At 50.0% G+C, this 18,030-nt stretch carries 13 protein-coding genes and 2 pseudogenes; 3 read left to right on the top strand and 12 right to left on the bottom strand.

Annotation, left to right across the window (positions count from 1 at the left end; genetic code table 11):
- Positions 1–72 precede the first annotated feature (72 nt).
- The 6 genes and pseudogenes from DW085_RS05685 to DW085_RS05700 all read right to left on the bottom strand — a co-directional run bounded on the left by DW085_RS05685 (position 73) and on the right by DW085_RS05700 (position 7,442).
- Positions 73–1,257 carry an LL-diaminopimelate aminotransferase gene (locus tag DW085_RS05685; protein ID WP_107000653.1) on the bottom strand — a complete coding sequence of 395 codons (1,185 nt, stop codon included), beginning with the start codon at positions 1,255–1,257 and terminating at the stop codon, positions 73–75.
- 19 nt (positions 1,258–1,276) lie between these two features.
- Positions 1,277–1,660 (bottom strand): annotated as a pseudogene (locus DW085_RS20160) (gamma-glutamyl-gamma-aminobutyrate hydrolase family protein); the annotation flags it as partial.
- Between the two features lie 37 nt (positions 1,661–1,697).
- The gene (locus tag DW085_RS20165) at positions 1,698–2,486 is read right to left on the bottom strand and encodes a CTP synthase (protein WP_284525724.1); all 789 of its coding nucleotides are present in this window, start codon (positions 2,484–2,486) and stop codon (positions 1,698–1,700) included.
- The gene (locus DW085_RS20170; RefSeq protein WP_284525721.1) at positions 2,369–2,893 is read right to left on the bottom strand and encodes a hypothetical protein; all 525 of its coding nucleotides are present in this window, start codon (positions 2,891–2,893) and stop codon (positions 2,369–2,371) included. The genes DW085_RS20165 and DW085_RS20170 overlap by 118 nt, the downstream gene beginning before the upstream one ends.
- Positions 2,894–3,042: 149 nt before the next feature.
- The gene (carB, locus tag DW085_RS05695; RefSeq protein ID WP_118491737.1) at positions 3,043–6,339 is read right to left on the bottom strand and encodes a carbamoyl-phosphate synthase large subunit; all 3,297 of its coding nucleotides are present in this window, start codon (positions 6,337–6,339) and stop codon (positions 3,043–3,045) included.
- The gene (locus tag DW085_RS05700) at positions 6,330–7,442 is read right to left on the bottom strand and encodes a carbamoyl phosphate synthase small subunit (RefSeq protein ID WP_118491739.1); all 1,113 of its coding nucleotides are present in this window, start codon (positions 7,440–7,442) and stop codon (positions 6,330–6,332) included. The genes carB and DW085_RS05700 overlap by 10 nt, the downstream gene beginning before the upstream one ends.
- Positions 7,443–7,847: 405 nt before the next feature.
- Between DW085_RS05700 and DW085_RS05705 the strand changes: the two genes are divergently transcribed.
- Positions 7,848–8,327, top strand: coding sequence for an S-ribosylhomocysteine lyase (locus tag DW085_RS05705; protein ID WP_022359008.1), 480 nt, complete (start codon positions 7,848–7,850; stop codon positions 8,325–8,327).
- A gap of 92 nt (positions 8,328–8,419) precedes the next feature.
- On the opposite strand, the gene hisD is transcribed toward DW085_RS05705, so the two are convergent.
- The 6 genes and pseudogenes from hisD to DW085_RS05735 all read right to left on the bottom strand — a co-directional run bounded on the left by hisD (position 8,420) and on the right by DW085_RS05735 (position 14,579).
- Positions 8,420–9,682: a histidinol dehydrogenase gene (gene hisD, locus DW085_RS05710; RefSeq protein WP_347474989.1), complete on the bottom strand. Its 1,263-nt coding sequence runs from the start codon at positions 9,680–9,682 to the stop codon at positions 8,420–8,422.
- Between the two features lie 265 nt (positions 9,683–9,947).
- The gene (locus tag DW085_RS05715) at positions 9,948–10,367 is read right to left on the bottom strand and encodes a heavy metal-associated domain-containing protein (RefSeq protein WP_107000658.1); all 420 of its coding nucleotides are present in this window, start codon (positions 10,365–10,367) and stop codon (positions 9,948–9,950) included.
- 353 nt (positions 10,368–10,720) lie between these two features.
- Positions 10,721–12,903, bottom strand: a pseudogene (gene feoB / locus DW085_RS05720) (ferrous iron transport protein B).
- A gap of 32 nt (positions 12,904–12,935) precedes the next feature.
- Positions 12,936–13,160 carry a ferrous iron transport protein A gene (locus DW085_RS05725; RefSeq protein ID WP_118491741.1) on the bottom strand — a complete coding sequence of 75 codons (225 nt, stop codon included), beginning with the start codon at positions 13,158–13,160 and terminating at the stop codon, positions 12,936–12,938.
- A gap of 94 nt (positions 13,161–13,254) precedes the next feature.
- The gene (locus DW085_RS19615) at positions 13,255–13,590 is read right to left on the bottom strand and encodes a FeoA family protein (protein ID WP_242995768.1); all 336 of its coding nucleotides are present in this window, start codon (positions 13,588–13,590) and stop codon (positions 13,255–13,257) included.
- Positions 13,591–13,781: 191 nt separating this feature from the next.
- Positions 13,782–14,579: a TraX family protein gene (locus DW085_RS05735; protein ID WP_118491743.1), complete on the bottom strand. Its 798-nt coding sequence runs from the start codon at positions 14,577–14,579 to the stop codon at positions 13,782–13,784.
- 423 nt (positions 14,580–15,002) lie between these two features.
- Between DW085_RS05735 and DW085_RS05740 the strand changes: the two genes are divergently transcribed.
- Both DW085_RS05740 and DW085_RS05745 read left to right on the top strand, forming a co-directional pair.
- Positions 15,003–16,130 carry a carbohydrate kinase family protein gene (locus DW085_RS05740; RefSeq protein ID WP_107000661.1) on the top strand — a complete coding sequence of 376 codons (1,128 nt, stop codon included), beginning with the start codon at positions 15,003–15,005 and terminating at the stop codon, positions 16,128–16,130.
- A 174-nt stretch (positions 16,131–16,304) separates the two neighbouring features.
- Positions 16,305–17,420: a glycosyltransferase family 2 protein gene (locus DW085_RS05745; protein ID WP_118469142.1), complete on the top strand. Its 1,116-nt coding sequence runs from the start codon at positions 16,305–16,307 to the stop codon at positions 17,418–17,420.
- The last annotated feature ends 610 nt before the right edge of the window (positions 17,421–18,030 follow it).

Consider the following 18,030-nt stretch of genomic DNA (forward strand, 5'->3'; position numbering starts at 1 on the left):
CAAAAAGGGGACGGTGCATAGGATAACAATGCCCCAGATGCACCAGCCCCCTCATTTATAAAATAGAGCTATTTATTTTCCGTAAACCTTCTTGATCCGCTCCATTGCCTCTTTTGTATTCGCAGTCGTACCAAATGCAGTCAGACGGAAGAATCCTTCTCCATTCTTACCAAATCCGCTGCCCGGTGTGCCGACCACATTTGCCTTGGCAAGCAGATCGTCGAAAAACTCCCAGGATTTCATGCCGTTCGGGCACTGCATCCAGATGTACGGTGAATTTTCGCCGCCGATGTGCCAGATGCCAAGCTCTTTTAAGGTCTCTGTCATGATCTTCGCATTGGTGCGGTATACGTCCAGGTGCTCGCGGCACTGTGCCATGCCCTCCGGTGAAAGAGCTGCCTCTGCGGCGCGCTGTACCGGGTAGGAAACGCCATTAAACTTGGTTGTCTGGCGGCGCAGCCACATCTTGCGGATGGAAGAACCACCGCGCTCTAATTCAGACGGAACCACGGTATAGCCACAGCGGGTTCCGGTAAAGCTTGCCAGCTTCGAAAGGGAGCAGAACTCGATCGCGCAGGTCTTTGCGCCCTCAATCTCAAAAATACTTCTCGGAAGCGCCGGATCTGCTACGAAGGACTCATACGCCGCATCAAATAAAAGAATCGCATCCTGCTCGTTCGCATAGTCAACCCACTCTTTTAACTGCTCACGGTTGTACACACCGCCAGTCGGGTTGTTCGGGGAGCAGAGATAAATAATATCCGCTTTCTGTCCCTTCGGAGGCATCGGAAGAAAGCCATTTTCCACATTGGCATCCATAAATACGATCTTTCTGCCTGCCATCACGTTCGTATCCATGTAAACCGGGTATACCGGATCCGGGATCAGGACCGTATTGTCCGCATCAAAGAGATCGAGGATATTTCCGACATCACTCTTCGCGCCGTCGCTGATGAATATATCCTCCGCCGCCACCTCAACCTGGAAGGACGCATAATACTTCTGAACTGCTACGCGCAGAAAATCATATCCCTGCTCCGGACCATATCCATGGAACGTAGCCGCCTTGCCCTGCTCCATAGCTGCTTTTGCAAATGCGTCAGCTGCTTTCTGGCAGATCGGAAGGGTTACGTCACCGATACCCATTTTGATTACTTTTGCCTCTGGATGGGCTTTGGTGTATTCATCTACTTTTTTAGCGATGGTGGAAAACAGATAGCTTTCTTCCAGATTTTTATAGTTTTCGTTGATCTTCATACTTTATTTTCTCCATATTTTAAGAATTTTTTTCCTTTACCTCCAGAGCCGCTTTCACAAACTCCCGGAAGATCGGATGTGCGCGGTTCGGGCGGCTCTTGAACTCCGGATGGTACTGAACTCCCAGATAGAACGGATGTCCCGGAATCTCCATCGCCTCTACCAGCGTACCGTCCGGAGACTGTCCGGAAAAGATAGCGCCATGCTCCATATAAACTTCCCGGAACTTGTTGTTAAATTCATAACGATGGCGATGTCTCTCTTCGATCAGACCTTTTCCATACGCTTTCATCATCAGCGTATCCGGACTGATACGGCACGGATATGCACCCAGACGCATCGTTCCGCCCATGTCAGCCAGATCCATCTGCTCTTCCATCAGGCAATGACCGGATGCTTGCTGTCCGGCGCAAACTCGGTTGAGTTCGCATCCTCATAGCCTAACACGCCTCTGGCAAATGCGATCGCCGCGATCTGCATACCAAGCAGATGCCAAAGTACGGGATATTGTTTCTTCTCGCATAATCAGCTGCCGCAATCATGCCCTCGATGCCTCGGATGCCGAAGCCGCCCGGCACGATGATACCGGTTGAACCGCCCAGGATTTCCGGTGCCGTCTCCGGAGTGATCGTCTCACTATCCACCCAGTTGATCTCCACCTGCGCGCCATTTTCCCATCCGGCATGGTGCAGGGATTCTACGATCGACAGATAGGAGTCGTGCAGTTTGACGTACTTGCCGACCAGGGAAATCTTGACTGTCTTACGGCTGTTCTTGATGCGGTCCAGCATATGTTTCCACTCCGTCAGATCGCACTCCTGCGGCGCTTTCTCGATGCCCAGCTCGCGAAGCACGATCTTGGCAAGTCCTGCTTCCTCCAGCATGATCGGCGCCTCGTAGAGAACCGGAAGGGTCAGGTTCTCGATGACGCAGTCCTCTTTGACGTTGCAGAACAGTGCGATCTTGCGGAAAATGGACGGATCGTCCACCGGACGGTCACAGCGCGCCACGATGATATCCGGCATGATGCCGAAGGACTGCAGCTGTTTGACTGAATGCTGGGTCGGTTTTGATTTATGCTCGCCGGAAGATTCCAGATATGGAATCAGGGTTACATGGATGAAGAGGCAGTTGCTGCGTCCCGCCTCGCAGGACACCTGGCGGATGGCTTCCAGGAACGGCTGTGACTCAATATCGCCGGTCGTTCCGCCGATCTCTGTGATAACGATGTCCGCATCGGTCTTTTCCTGCACGGATAGATAAATGATTTTATCTCATTTGTGATATGTGGAATCACCTGTACCGTCTCGCCCAGATATTCGCCGCGGCGCTCTTTATTTAGCACATTCCAGTAGACCTTACCGGTCGTCAGATTCGAATAACGGTTTAAATCTTCATCTATAAAACGCTCATAATGTCCCAAATCCAGATCCGTCTCCGCACCGTCGTTTGTTACGAATACTTCGCCGTGCTGATATGGGCTCATGGTTCCCGGATCGACGTTGATATATGGATCCAGCTTCTGCGCTGCTACCTTAAATCCCCGTGCCTTCAAAAGACGTCCCAGAGACGCTGCTGTAATACCCTTCCCCAATCCTGATACAACACCGCCTGTCACAAAAATAAATTTTGCCATCTGCTTTTCCTCCTCTTCCTTTCTTTAAAATATTAATCCACTTTTTCCGTCATATATGATTCTGTCAAATTTTGCCTTCGCAAAAGATTTCAGCCTGCACGGATTCCGCAACCCTCAAAACGCAGAATCCATGCAGACCATCGTTCTTTTTAGTCGTTCTCATGCTCCTGAAGCACATAACCCGGAATCTGGATTTCTTCCGGTTTTTCCATCTGGCTCAGCTCTTTTCTAGCCGCTGCACCATGTGCAATGTGCGCGATATCTACCAGTTCAACGTTATCCTCGTTGTACTTGCTTTCCAGGGTCAGCGCCAGGACAGCCGCGGTATCAAGCGATGTCAGGCACGGAATACCAAGCTCGACTGCCTTTCTTCTCAGGCGGACACTGTCGCGTCCCGGCTGGCGTCCCGTCTTGGAAGTGGAAATTACATAGCTGATCTTTCCTTCTTCCAGCAGGGAAATGGTCGTCTCCTCTCCCTCTTTGGCTTCCTTCGGCTTCTTGACTAACGTTGAAGAAATGCCGACGCTGTTTAACCGGCTTGCAGTACCGGAGGTCGCGTAGATGTGGAATCCCATCGCCACATACTCTTTAACCAGCTCGCGCAGGTCGCTCTTATCGGTATCGCGGACACTGATTAAGACGCCGCCCTCGCGCTTCATCGTATATCCGGCTGCTACCAGGCCTTTGAACAGCGCTTCCTCCATCGTCCGGGCGATACCCAGTACCTCGCCGGTTGATTTCATTTCCGGTCCGAGCTGTGTGTCTACGTTGGACAGCTTCTCAAAGGAGAAGACCGGAACCTTGACTGCGTAGTACGGAGAGCACGGATACAGGCCTGTCTCGTAGCCCATGTCAGCCAGCTTCTCGCCCATCATGATGCGGGTTGCCAGATCGACCATCGGCACGCCGGTTACCTTGCTGATGTACGGCACGGTACGGGACGAACGCGGGTTGACCTCGATGATATAGATCGTATCCTCATGCAGGACATACTGGATATTGATCAGGCCTTTCGTATTCATGGACAGCGCCAGACGGATGGAATAGTCCACCAGACGGTCTTTCTGGCTCTCGGTCAGCATAAATGCCGGATATACCGCGATGGAGTCGCCGGAATGGACGCCCGCACGCTCGATGTGCTCCATGATACCCGGAATCAGAACCGTTTCGCCGTCGCAGATCGCGTCGACCTCCAGCTCGGTACCCATCAGGTATTTATCAATCAGGATCGCATTCTCAATCTTGTGGGAGAGAATGATCTTCATATACTCATGAATATCGGCATCGTTGTACGCGATAATCATGTTTTGTCCGCCTAATACATAGCTCGGACGCATCAGAACCGGATAGCCCAGATGATTTGCCGCCTGGATCGCCTCATCCTCGGTGTAAACGGTCTGACCCGCTGCCTGTTTCATATTTAATTTTTTCAGCAGGGCTGCGAAACGTCCGCGATCCTCCGCCATATCGATGCTGTCTGCCGGAGTGCCGAGAACCGGAATATTGTTCTCTACAAGACATTTTGTCAGACGGATCGCTGTCTGTCCGCCAAAGGCAACAACTGCGCCGATCGGCTTCTCGATCCGGATGATATCCAGCACATCCTCCGGTGTCAGCGGTTCAAAATACAGACGGTCTGCTACGTTGAAGTCGGTGGAAACAGTCTCCGGGTTGTTATTTACGATGACAACCTCATAACCGGCTCTCTTTAACGACCATACGCAGTGAACAGAGGCGAAATCGAACTCGATACCCTGACCGATACGGATCGGACCGGAACCAAATACCATAACAACCGGTTTTCCGCTTGCATTCTCTTTAATAAATTCTTCTGCCTCATCTTCCTCGCCGAAGGTGCTGTAGAAGTAAGGGGTACTTGCCGTAAACTCAGCGCTGCAGGTATCAACCATGCGGTAGCATGCCGGAACATGCTTGATTTCCGAAAGCCCGGTCATCTCCTTGATGACTGCATCCGGGAATCCGTTCTGTTTGGCTTCCATATAAAGCGCATCGCTCAGAGTCTCAGACTGCATCCGGCGTTCCAGGGACAGGATATGCATCAGTTTATTTAAGAACCACTCGTCGATCTTGGTCAGCTCATGAATCTCGGCAACGGTCACGCCGCGCTTGAAGCTCTCATAGATTGCAAACAGACGCTCGTCATCCTGCGCCAGAATTTTTTCTCTCAGCTCTTCCACACTCATCGGCGCCAGTTTCTTCATGTTCAGGCTGTTCTGGGAGATCTCCGCGCCGCGGACTGCCTTCATGAGCGCCTGCTCAAAGTTGCGGCCGATGGCCATAACCTCGCCGGTTGCCTTCATCTGGGTACCCAGCTTCCGGCGTCCGTAAACGAATTTATCAAATGGCCATTTCGGGAATTTAACCGTTACATAGTCAAGGGCCGGCTCGAAGCATGCCATCGTCTCGCCGGTTACCTCGTTCGGGATCTCGTCCAGATGATAACCGATCGCAATCTTGGTTGCCACGCGGGCAATCGGATATCCGGTTGCTTTCGAAGCAAGGGCGGACGAACGGGATACACGCGGGTTTACCTCGATAACGGCATATTCAAAGCTCTCCGGATTCAGCGCAAACTGGCAGTTGCAGCCGCCCTCGATACCCATCGCCTGGATAATATTCAGCGCTGCGGAACGAAGCATCTGGTATTCCTTATCCGCCAGCGTCACAGCCGGTGCGATAACAATGGAGTCGCCGGTGTGGACGCCGACCGGGTCAAAGTTTTCCATCGAGCAGACCGTAATCTCGTTGCCGATGGCATCGCGCATTACCTCAAACTCGATCTCCTTCCATCCGGAAATACATTTCTCAACCAGAATCTGATTGATCGGTGACAGGCGGATACCCGCCTCCGCGATGTTGTAAAGCTCTTCTTTATTTGCCGCAATACCGCCGCCGGTACCGCCCAGGGTAAAGGCCGGACGCACGATAACCGGGTAAGAAATAACCTCGGCAAAATCAAGCGCATCCTCGATGGTGGTGACAACCTTGGACGGAATGACCGGCTCACCGATAGCTTCCATCGTGTCTTTAAAGCACTGGCGGTCCTCCGCCTTATCGATGGTCTCCGGGGACGCGCCGAGAAGCGTTACATTGTGGCTCTTTAAGAAACCTTCTTTGGCAAGCTCCATGGACAGTGTCAGTCCGGTCTGTCCGCCCAGGGTGGACAGGATGCTGTCAGGCTTCTCTTTTTCAATGATTCTCTTGACAAATTCCAGGGTCAGCGGCTCGATGTATACGTGATCCGCGATGGCGCTGTCCGTCATGATGGTTGCCGGGTTGGAGTTTACTAAAACGACCTCCAGACCTTCCTCTTTTAAAGCCCGGCACGCCTGCGTTCCTGCATAATCAAACTCTGCCGCCTGACCGATGACGATAGGACCGGAACCGATTACCATAACTTTTTTCAGGGATTTATTTAACGGCATGACGCGCCCTCCTTTTCCTTATAATCTCTCATCATCTGAATGAAACGCCCAAACAGCTCTTCCGTATCCTTCGGACCTGCACAAGCCTCTGGATGGAACTGGACGGTAAATGCCGGCATATCGTGGTAGGTGATGCCCTCGCAGGTGCCGTCGTTGACATTGATAAATGTCTCCTCCGCGCCCTCCGGCAGCGTATCGCGCAGTACCTCATAGCCGTGGTTCTGGCTGCTGATGTAGACGCGTCCGGTCGTCAGATCCTTGACCGGCTGGTTCGCACCTCTGTGACCGAATTTCATCTTTCCAGTCTTCGCGCCCTTGGCAATCGCCAGCAACTGGTGTCCCAGACAGATGCCGAACATCGGTTTTCCAGCCTTCGTAATCTTTCGGATCTCCTCGATGATCTCCGGGTTGTCCTCTGGGTTGCCTGGACCGTTGGAAAGCATGATTCCGTCCGGATTCATCTTAAGAATCTCCTCCGCCGTCGTACCAGCCGGAAGGTCAGACACGCGGCATCCGCGCCTGGTCAGCTCGCGGATGATATTTTCCTTTGCGCCGAAATCCCAGAGCACAATCTGGAACTCTTCTTTCTCATCCGCCGGTTTGATCTCACATTTCTTTGGTGTAACGGTTTCAACCGCCTTTGTAATGTGGAAGTTTTTCACTTCCTCCAGCTTTTTCGCATCATACGGCGGCTTCACCTCGGTCAGCCAGCCGTTCATCGAACCGGATTCACGAATGGTTTTTGCCAGCTTTCTCGTATCGATTCCATAGACGCCCGGGATGTTTCTTTCTTTAAAAAAGGTGTCAAGATCCCCACTGCATCTGAAGTTGGAAGGTTCCTGACACCACTCTTTTACGATATAGGCTGATAAATATACCTCTTCATTCTCGAAGTCCTGCGGAATCACTCCGTAGTTTCCGATTAACGGAAATGTCTGAACGACAATCTGTCCAAAATAGCTGGGATCTGTGATCGTCTCAAGGTATCCTGTCATACCGGTTGTGAATACGACTTCTCCGGTCACTTCACGTAAAGGAGCGCCAAAGCTTTTTCCCTCAAAATAGTCGCCGTTTTCCAACAGAAGATATACCGGTTTCTCCATCTGGTCACCATTCCTTTCTCTCTCGTACCCCGCCTGTGAATAGCTTCATGCAGGCAGTTTACTTTTTCATTCTCAATAGCCTCACATTTGAGCAAATCTGTTTTTCCTCAGATGCGTTTTTTACATCATTAGAGACATATTTTATAAATTGTCTGATTCTGCAACAAAGGCGTCCATGAGCAGAGCCCATGAACGCCTTTGTTCATTTTCTGAAAGATTATAGCATAGGTAGGTTCTATGCGTCAAGAGGTTTTTTATTCATTTTCGGATGGTTTATGCATGATTTATGCATTTTTATGCATTTAACATGTAGAATCTCGTCGGTTCTGGGTAAATAAAGCCCTTGTCTGATCCGCGTTATTTCCTTATAATAGGGATGAATGAAACTGACTTGGAGGTATTTTCATGGATAAAATTACAAGCTTCACCATTGACCATCTGAAACTGCTCCCTGGCGTCTATGTATCCCGCAAGGACCGCGTGGGCGATCAGGTCATCACCACCTTTGATATCCGCATGACACGCCCAAACTATGAGCCGGTCATGAATACTGCCGAGGTTCACACCATTGAGCACCTGGCTGCCACCTGGCTGCGAAATAACGAGGAATGGAAAGACCGCGTCCTCTACTTCGGACCGATGGGCTGCCGCACCGGCTTCTACCTGCTTCTCGCAGGCGACCTGACATCCGAGGAGATCGTTCCGCTGATGAAGGGGCTCTTTACTTTCATGCGCGACTACAAAGACGAGGTTCCGGGTGCCTGTGCAAAAGATTGCGGCAACTACCTCGATATGAACCTGCCGATGGCAAACTGGCTGGCTGACCGCTTTCTGCGCGAAGTCTTAGATGGAATTGGTCCGGAGAGACTGGTTTATCCGGAATAAAAGACAAGAATAGCAGGCGGTATGCTTTGAAACACAAAACCCCCAGATGCTGCAGCATCCGAGGGGTTTTATTCTATTATTTTCTATTTTCCCTATTTTCTTGCATCCGCAGCCGCTGCATGTCCAGATAATCCTTCTCCATGCGCCATACGCGATACAAGCGGTGCGATCCGCGCGGACGCCTCCGGTGTCATGCTCTGATGGGTACAGGTCTTTAAGAATGTACCAACCCAGACACCGCCGGTATAACGTGCCGCCCGAAGAGTCGGAAGTGTGTGGTTGGTTCCGGAAGCATAATCACCAAATACCTCTGCCGTATTCTGACCGATAAACAGAGAACCGTAATTAACCAACTTCGGAATCAGTGCATCCGGGTCTTCCACGTTGAGCTCCAGATGCTCCGGTGCATACTCATTCGTATACTGAACTGCCTCGTCCAGGCTGTCTACCACACCGATCTCTCCAAACGTATCCCAGGACTGTCTCGCAATCTTTGCCGTATCCAGAATCTTCAGCTCTTCCTCTACCGCCTCAATCACGCTCTTTCCAAATGCCTCATCGGTTGTCAGAAGAATGCCTTTCGCATTGACATCATGCTCGGACTGTGCCAGCAGATCCGCCGCTACCACCTTCGCGCTCGCTTTTCCGTCCGCGATTACCAGAACCTCGCTCGGCCCGGCTACAAAGTCGATGCCGACCTGCCCGTAGCACTGACGTTTCGCCTCGGTTACGAAGCGGTTACCCGGCCCTACAATAATATCCACCGGCTTGATGCTCTCAGTTCCATAGGAAAATGCTGCGATCGCCTGTGCACCGCCCAATGCGTAGATCTCATCCACGCCAGCCAGATCCATCGCTACCAGCGTCTTGGCATTGATATGACCCGTTCCCCGCACTACCGGAGAGCAGGCGGTGATACGTTTTACACCCGCTGCCTTCGCCGGAGTCGCTAACATCAGCGCCGTCGAATACAGCGGATAATTGCCGCCCGGCACATAACAGCAGCAGGACTCCACCGGAATGATGCGGTGTCCTAAAAAGACTCCCGGCTCCGGGCTGAAATTGTCAAGCGGTTTCACGGTCTGTCTCTGCGCGTTCGCAAATGCCTCGATATTGTGATGCGCCGCTTTTAGATCCGCCAGCTCCTGCTCGCCCAGCTCCTTATAAGCCGCATCAATCTCCTCCCGGCTGACCCGCAGCGATTCACGGGTACATCCGTCAAACTTCTCATTGTACTCCCTCAGAGCCGCGTCCCCGCGCCCCCGGACCTCACCAATAATCCCTGCCACAGTCTCCCGCAGATTCCGATTATCTTCCTCGCTTCGAACCTGTGCTTCTTTTATAATCTTGATCATACGTTCTGCCTCTCTGTATAAGTTTTATCATTTTTTCCAAGTATACCACAAGTCTTTTTATTTTGCGATACAAAATAAACCTATCCAGCACATCTGAAACCAGAACGTTACCGTACACGGGTAGGCACTTTTGGAACCGAAAGTGCCGTAAGAAAACGTGGTGGCAGCAGGAATTTGCCGTATTTAAATGCGAAGCCACGGCAAATTCCGTTACTGGGCACGTTTGCGTGAACAGTAACACCAGAACAGGATCACACTTTTTCTCTTAGACAACCGTCTCAATATTCTTAACCACAAATCCCTCTTTTTCAACCGCTTCCTGCAGCTTCGCATCGTCCACTCCATTCTCATAGAACACGCGGGCAATGCCTCTGTCTACGTCCGCATCTGCACGGATGACGCCGTTCTGGGCGGTCAGGGCTTTTTCAACGGATTTCTTGCAGTTTGCACAGTGCATACCCTCGATCCGCATGATCTTGGACGGGGTACCCGCTGTAACCGCTTTCTTGGAAAGATCTTCGCCGCGCGCACCAGCATTCCCATCGCTGCCGCAGGAACCGCAGCTTCCACCGGAGCATCCGCAGCATCCGCCGCCCTTTCCCGTGTAATGACGGATCGCCGAACGTAATGCCAGCAAAAGCAAAATCGCTACTACAATTAAAATTCCAATATCAATCGGTCTCATACGTTATCGTCCTCTCTTCTCTGACTTTTCGATGAATGGCTTCGGAGTATCTTTTTTATTTTATCATACACACGACAGATAAAATATCCTACAAAATAAACTACCAGAAAACCAATCACACCATAAAACATGGATCCAGATGAATCCCCCATCTATGCTTTCTCCTTTTCTTTTTTGAAATCGAATAAAACTGCCTCCAAACAGCAGACTTTCATCCTGCTATCCGAGGCAGCCTTATAAAGGATTAATTTTATCACTTATGATTACAGGCACCTGCCGATGCCCGGTCAGCGGAAACGCAAAACCACCGGCCGGACGGCAGAACCTGTTTTATTTTTCATTTAGAAACTAACTTATGAAGCTGCCTCTACAGAGCTTCTTGTGTAGCTCTTCTGATCCTTGTATGGATCCGGACGAAACAGCATGAACAGCATGAGTACAAGAAGGACTGCTGCCACGATAGTCCATACGTTGAATGCAACTGCGCCAAGTACCAGACCACCTAACTGATATACAATCAGGGATACAGCGTAAGCGAAGAGATTTTGATACAGGATAGCGAACCAGAACCATTTTCTGGACTGGAGCTGCTGTGCCATCGTTGCGATAGCTGCCAGACACGGAGAGTCAAGCAGGTTGAACAGCAGGAATGTAAAGGCTGCGATGGTTGTCGGGAACCATGTCTGGATTGCTGCTGCTACGACATCGGTCTCCTCAGACAGATCCTCGGATACATTTGCCAGAACGCCCATGGTGGAAACGATAGCCTCTTTTGCTGTGAAACCAGTGATGGAAGCTGCAACCGGCTGCCACTCGCCGAAACCAAGCGGACGGAACAGGATTGCGATAGCGCCGCCCAGCATAGCCAGGATAGAATCAGCAGATTCTTCTACCAGACCAAATCCACCGTCTACAAATCCGAAGGAGGACAGGAACCACATAACAACGCAAGCCAGGAACAGGATTGTACCAGCCTTGATGATGAATCCCTTCAGACGCTCCCAAACATGAAGGAGAACGGTCTTAGCGGACGGAATGTGGTACGCCGGAAGCTCCATAACGAACGGAGCTGGTTTGCCGGAGAACGGTTTGGTCTTCTTTAACATGATCGCGGATACAAGAACCGCAGCGATACCTACAAAGTACATGATCGGAGCCATCATAGTAGCCAGATCCATGTCGCCGCTCATATAACCAGCCATAACGCCGCCCATCAGAGCGATAACCGGCAGCTTCGCACCACACGGAACGAAGGTTGCTGTCATGATGGTAAGACGTCTGTCGTTGTCCTGCTCGATGGTCTTGGACGCCATGATACCAGGAACGCCGCAGCCAGAAGAAATCAGCAGCGGGATGAAGCTCTTACCGGACAATCCGAAGTGACGGAATACACGGTCCATAACGAATGCGATACGTACCATGTAACCACAATCTTCCAGAATGGAAAGGAAGAGGAACAGGATAGCCATCTGCGGAACGAAACCAAGAACGGCACCAACACCGCCGATGATACCATCCACTACAAGGCTTACAATCAGGTCAGAAGCGCCTGCTGCTGCCAGTGCATCGCCAGCCCAGCCCTGAATTGCGCCAACAAATGTATCATTGGTCCAGTCTGTTACGAATGTACCAACGGTAGTAACGGATACATAGTAAACCGCCCACATAACAAGAACAAAGATCGGAATACCAAGTAAACGGTTGGTTACGATGCTATCGATCTTATCCGAAAGACTCATCTTCTGAGCCGGTTTCTTTACGGTCTCCTCGATAACCTTCTGGATGTATACATATCTCTGGTCAGTGATAACGGACTCAGCGTCATCATCAAACTCTTTCTCCAGCTCCTTGGTGTAACGGGAGAAACGGTTGTCTGCACTAAGACCAAGCTGCTCTACAACCTTGCTGTCATTCTCGAGAACTTTGATTGCGTACCATCTCTTCTCTGCTTCCGGAATGCTGGACGGAAGCTCTGCCTCGATTGCGCTTACTTTATCCTCTACGCTGCCCTCGAAAATAGCGCTTACAGTGCCTGTTGCATGGCTCTTTGCAACTTTGATTGCCTCTGCAATAACTTCCTTTAGACCGGTTTTCTTCAGCGCGGAAGTCTCAATGATCGGGCAGCCAAGTTTCTTGGACAGTGCCTTTACATCAATGTTGATGCCGTTCTTCTTCAGAAGATCGCACATATTTAAAGCGATAACAACCGGAATACCTGTCTCGATCAGCTGTGTGGTCAGATACAGGTTACGCTCAATGTTGGTTGCATCGACTAAGTCTACGATGACATCCGGATTCTCTTTTAAGATAAAATCACGGGTTACAACTTCCTCCAGTGTATACGGAGAAAGGGAATAAACTCCTGGAAGGTCCGTTACATTTACCTCTCTCCCGAAGCATCTTTTAATTTACCGGTTTTCTTCTCAACTGTAACACCCGGCCAGTTACCTACATACTGGTTTGCACCCGTCAGTGCGTTAAACATGGTTGTTTTACCGCAGTTCGGGTTACCCGCCAAAGCAATATGAATTGCCATTTTTCATCCTCCTGCTTTTTTAATCAAACTTATTAAACTGTCTGAACATCTACGCACTCAGCATCGGCTTTACGAAGTGAAAGCTCATATCCACGAATCGTAACCTCTACCGGGTCGCCCAGCGGAGCTACTTTTCGAATAAAAATCTTGCTTCCCTTCGTGATGCCCATATCCATGATGCGGCGTTTGTATGCGCCTTCGCCATGAATCTTGACAACTTTGACGGTAGATCCAACCTGTGCATCTTTAAGCGTCATTCTCTGTTCCTCCTAACCATTCCAATTTTTTACTCGGGATTCCGTCTGCTTTTCTACCATACAACCTGCTCCGGAATATCCCCATTCCCTTGTCTTAGACCAGAATGTGTCTTGCCTGATCCTTATTTATAGCCACTCTGGACTCCTTTACGTGAATAATCACGTCTCCGTCCAGCTGGGTTATCAATTTTACTTCGGTTCCCTCGTTAAATCCCATGGATTTTAAATGAGAACGAACCTCTGTGTTTCCGCTGATCTTTTTGATCGTATAGGCGGTTCCTACGGTTGCCATCGAAATCGGCATTGCTCCCTGCATACGATTCTCCTTCCTCTGTTTTTCCACCTTCTGCCCGTCATGATGTCTCACTTGGCGGAAACGGCTGTTTTCATCTGCCGGTAATCTAATTGATTCGCGTACATTAATTTTCATTAGTGCCTGCTAACAGTTGTTAGAGAGAGCTAATTTTCATTAGATGAGACTAATTTTCATTAGTTTCTCCTAACCCATACATAAGGTTAGCACATGCTAACTTTATTGTCAAGTTTTTTTGCCTGACCTGGAAATAAAAAAAGGGCGTGTTTTACGCCCGAAAATTGTCAAAAATTCCCATAGGATAAAAGTCATCCCAGCCATTTTCCCACAAAATACAGCGTCAAAAGATGCGCCGGATAATAGACATAAAAGAAGGAACGAAATCTGCTCCGACCTCTGGAGCCATCATATAACATGAAGCAGACAGCCGTGAGCGCCAGCACCCAGAGGGGTTCCTGCCACGCGAACGTGCCGATGAGGACGGCGGCAATCATCTTCATAAACACCCCCGCCGTTTTCTCATGAAAAAGAATGTGCTTTGGCACGTTAGTGCCTGAATTTCCTATTACACAAAAATAAAATGCCAGCACCATTCCCATCCCCCATGCGCCGCCGTCTGCTCCCGCCGCTTCTGTCAGCGTACAGAACACTGCCGTTAGCACCAGCTTCTCCCAGATACCGTTTCCATACCGCTCTAACAGCTCCATCGCAACCAGCGCCAGAAAAAAGGTCAGGCAGACATTCTGGTGCTGTGCATCCATCCACCGTCCGGAAAATGCCAGATCATACGGAATCTCCGACACAACCGCCGCCAAAAGCAGCCTCCGTCCATAACATCTGCGATCCCGCGTGTGAAAAAAACCTTCTACTAATAAAAAGGCGAACAATGGAAACGCCAGATCCCCAAATGTCCGGAATCCCGGAACCGGTCTGCAGATCACCGCAATGTGGTCTGCCGTCATCGCCAGGAGTGCTAAATATTTAAGGGCGGAGGCGCTGAGATGGAGGCGGGTTAAAACCACTCTTTCCATCCCCTCTGATTTCTCATTCTGCTTTTCCTTGATTCGATCTTTTATCGCACTCTCCTCCCTTCGTTTCCTGTCCATTCTATCTCTATTCCATCAAATTATACTGAATATTACACTCTCTGTCCATCCGCACTTTTCCACTCTCTTTTTCTCCTTCTCCCCTATTTTCCCATTCTCATTTTCCACTCTTTCTACCCATTTTTTTCTTTAATTTTCTGTAACTGTTCAGTACCTTCACAGTCACGCGCAGTAAATGCGCAGACCTACTGAACAGTTACTATTTTCTCTAATAAAAAAATGCCATTTTTTCTTATAAATAAAGGGTTTTCGGCACTTTTCCGCGTCTTTTTTACATTAATTTTACATTTTATTTGACAAACGAAAAACCGTGTTATATTCTGTAAATGGTGCTGGTGCGAGATCCTGCTGAAAAAGCAAAAATCCCGCACCGCTCTTCATTTTAAATACTAAAAAATACACGGACAAAAGAGGTAGAATCTCATGGCAGGTTTAGATATTATTTGCATTGGCGCTATCAATTATGACTATATGTTTCACTGCACCGGGCTTGATCTGGTGGAGACATCCGCCGGTGGAGGCGACGAGAACTTAAGCAACCCGATTTCCGATGTGGAAAACGATATTCAGGAGCTGGCGATAAAAGGCAAGGAATACACAACCCAGATCGGCGGTTCTGCTTTCATCACCCTGAAAGTGGCAAAGCATATTCTCCCTAACCTGCAGGTCGCTTACGTCGGCGTGTGCGGCACGCCCAGTCCATTCGATCTGCGCTTCGGCAAGACAAATGACATTGACGCCGAGCTGGCGCACCTGGATAACCGTGACTGGCTGTTTACCACGCGCGAGCGCTTCGACGATCCATATTCCAAAGCGATTGCCAAATCGATTGTCCGCCTTTATAATCACACGCGCAATTGCATCAAGATCGCGCCGTGTGCCAACAACACTCTCTTAGACCGCATCCATGAACAGGAAGCCCGGACGGGAACCACACTGGCGGAGTACCTCGCGCAGGCCCGCTGGATCCACCTATCATCCCTGTCTGATTTCGACCAATTCGAGGCAATCATGCAATCAGTCATCCAGGCAAAACATTTAAATCCTGCCATGAAAGTCAGCATGGATCCTGGTTTTGAGTATACATCGCTGCGCCGTGAGCGCTTACAGCCACTGATCGCATATGCCGATTATGTTTTCTTAAATAAATCCGAAAAGAAAAACCTCGGCTTCAATGCCCGCAGCGCCCGTCCGCTCTACGCGAACCTCTGTGAGTATTTTTCTGCGATCAACCCGGATCCCACCCGCACCCTCATTGTCAAGCACGATGACCGCCATGAGCTGATCCATTTTAAGGACGGCGTATGTCAGATCCGCACAGTCCGCCACAAAAAGCTCTACCAGTACCAGTTAAACAACGATACCGGCGCCGGTGATTCCTTTGCCGGCGGTTTCATCAGCGGTATGCTCGATGATCGGCTCAATTCGGATATCGCTGAGCCGATCCAGCTCGGTGTTCTGGCTGCCAAGGGACGGATGCGTAGTTTTGATTATGAGAACCCGTATCTGAATATACAGAAATTGACCGATGCTTTTTTTGAAGCTCTATAATATTTTTTTAAGTACTGTTAAATAGCACAGCGTGAATTGCAGCCATCATTTCAGGAGAAAAGTACGTTACTTTTCTCCTGTTTATCCTTATATAATTATATATATAATGTCTGTACACATCTAAAAACTTCTTTCATATATTAATATCAATTTGATATTGATTTTGGAGATCCCATGATCCGCCTCAGCCTATGTATGATCGTCAAAAATGAAGAAGCCGTTTTGACGCGTGTTTTAGCATCTGCCATACAATTTGCGGATGAAATCCTCGTCGCCGACACCGGTTCCACCGATCGAACTGTAGAAATCGCCCGGCAATACACCAAACATATTTATCACTACCCGTGGAACGATGATTTCGCCGCCGCGCGCAATTTCATCTGTGAAAAGGTCACAACCGAATACTGGATGTGGATCGACGCCGACGATGTCGTTCCCGCAGAATCGATTACAGCGATTTTAAAGTTGAAAGAAACTTTAAGCAAATCCCCGCAGCCCGACGTTGTCATGATGAAATACATCGCTGGATTCCAGCCGGACGGCACACCTGCATTTACCTACGATCGCGAACGGATTCTGCGAACGGACCGGCATTTTCGCTGGAAAGGACGCGTCCACGAAGCCATCGCGCCACGCGGCAGAATTCTCTATTCTCCTATTCAGATCGAACACCGGAAGCCTGCTTCCGCTCTCACCCATTCTGACCGGAACCTAAAAATCTATGAAACAATGCTTGCAGACGGCGAACTGCTCGATCCGCGCCATCAATACTACTACGCCCGCGAACTCATCGACCACAAACAATACGAAAAAGCCCGCCCGGTTCTGGAACATTTCCTAAACGAACCGGACGGGTGGTATGAAAATAAGGCGGACGCCTGTCTGCTTCTGGCGCGCTGCCATGAAATGCTCAGAAATACAGCTGCCAGCCAGCTTTCTCTGTTCCAGAGTTTTCTCTACGACCGCCCACGTGCTAAAACTTGCTGTGAGATCGGACGGTTGAAACTTTCCCTCGGAGAAATTTCCCAGGCTGTTTTCTGGTACCAGCTTGCCCTCAAAGACCGACCAGAATATCATCCAAATGCCTTTATCGAAGCCGATTACTATGATTTCATTCCTTTAATCCAGCTCTGCGTCTGCTATGATCGGATGGGAAACTATGATAAGGCACTGTATTATCATAAGGAAACAAAAAAAATCCGCCCGGATTCTCCGGCGGTTTTGACAAATGAAGAATACTTTCAAACCATATCCTCAAACCATAAAACAAACGGATTACCTATCTTGTGACATTCGCTCCGACCTCTGCAGTGGTCTGAGCAGCGGACTGGGAGTCGTTCCATCCAGCGGCATCCACACTTTCTACATTCATTCTTACCGTCTTCCACACTTATAATATTCCACAGTTCCCAACCCTCAATTTCCCCGCCCCTTTCTGCTAATGCACATCTCTTTCATCGCACACATATACTACATCAGGATGGATGTCCTAAATCTGGAAAGGAGTTTTTTATGTTTCGTCATTCATGTAATTTTCCCTACTATTTTGATGATAGTGACTATGAAAATAACGGCTATGGGCGCTGCGGACGCGATCGCGGCTGTCCCGGTTCTTTTGAACCCTACAACTGCTGTCGTCCCGGTCCCATAGGACCACGCGGCTGCCCCGGACCGATCGGACCTGTCGGTCCCACTGGTGCTGCCGGACTCGATGGACTAGACGGCGCTACGGGTCCGGCTGGGCCGACTGGGCCGACCGGGCCGACCGGCGCTACCGGTCCTGCGGGTCCAGCTGGGCCGACCGGCACTACCGGGGCTGTTGGTCCGACTGGGCCGACCCGGCGCTACCGGGGCTGTTGGTCCGACTGGGCCGACCCGGCGCTACCGGCGCTGCGGGTCC

Origin of the sequence: Clostridium sp. AF50-3, assembly GCF_003477445.1 — a bacterium.
Classification (GTDB): Bacteria; Bacillota; Clostridia; order Lachnospirales; family Lachnospiraceae; genus Otoolea; species Otoolea fessa.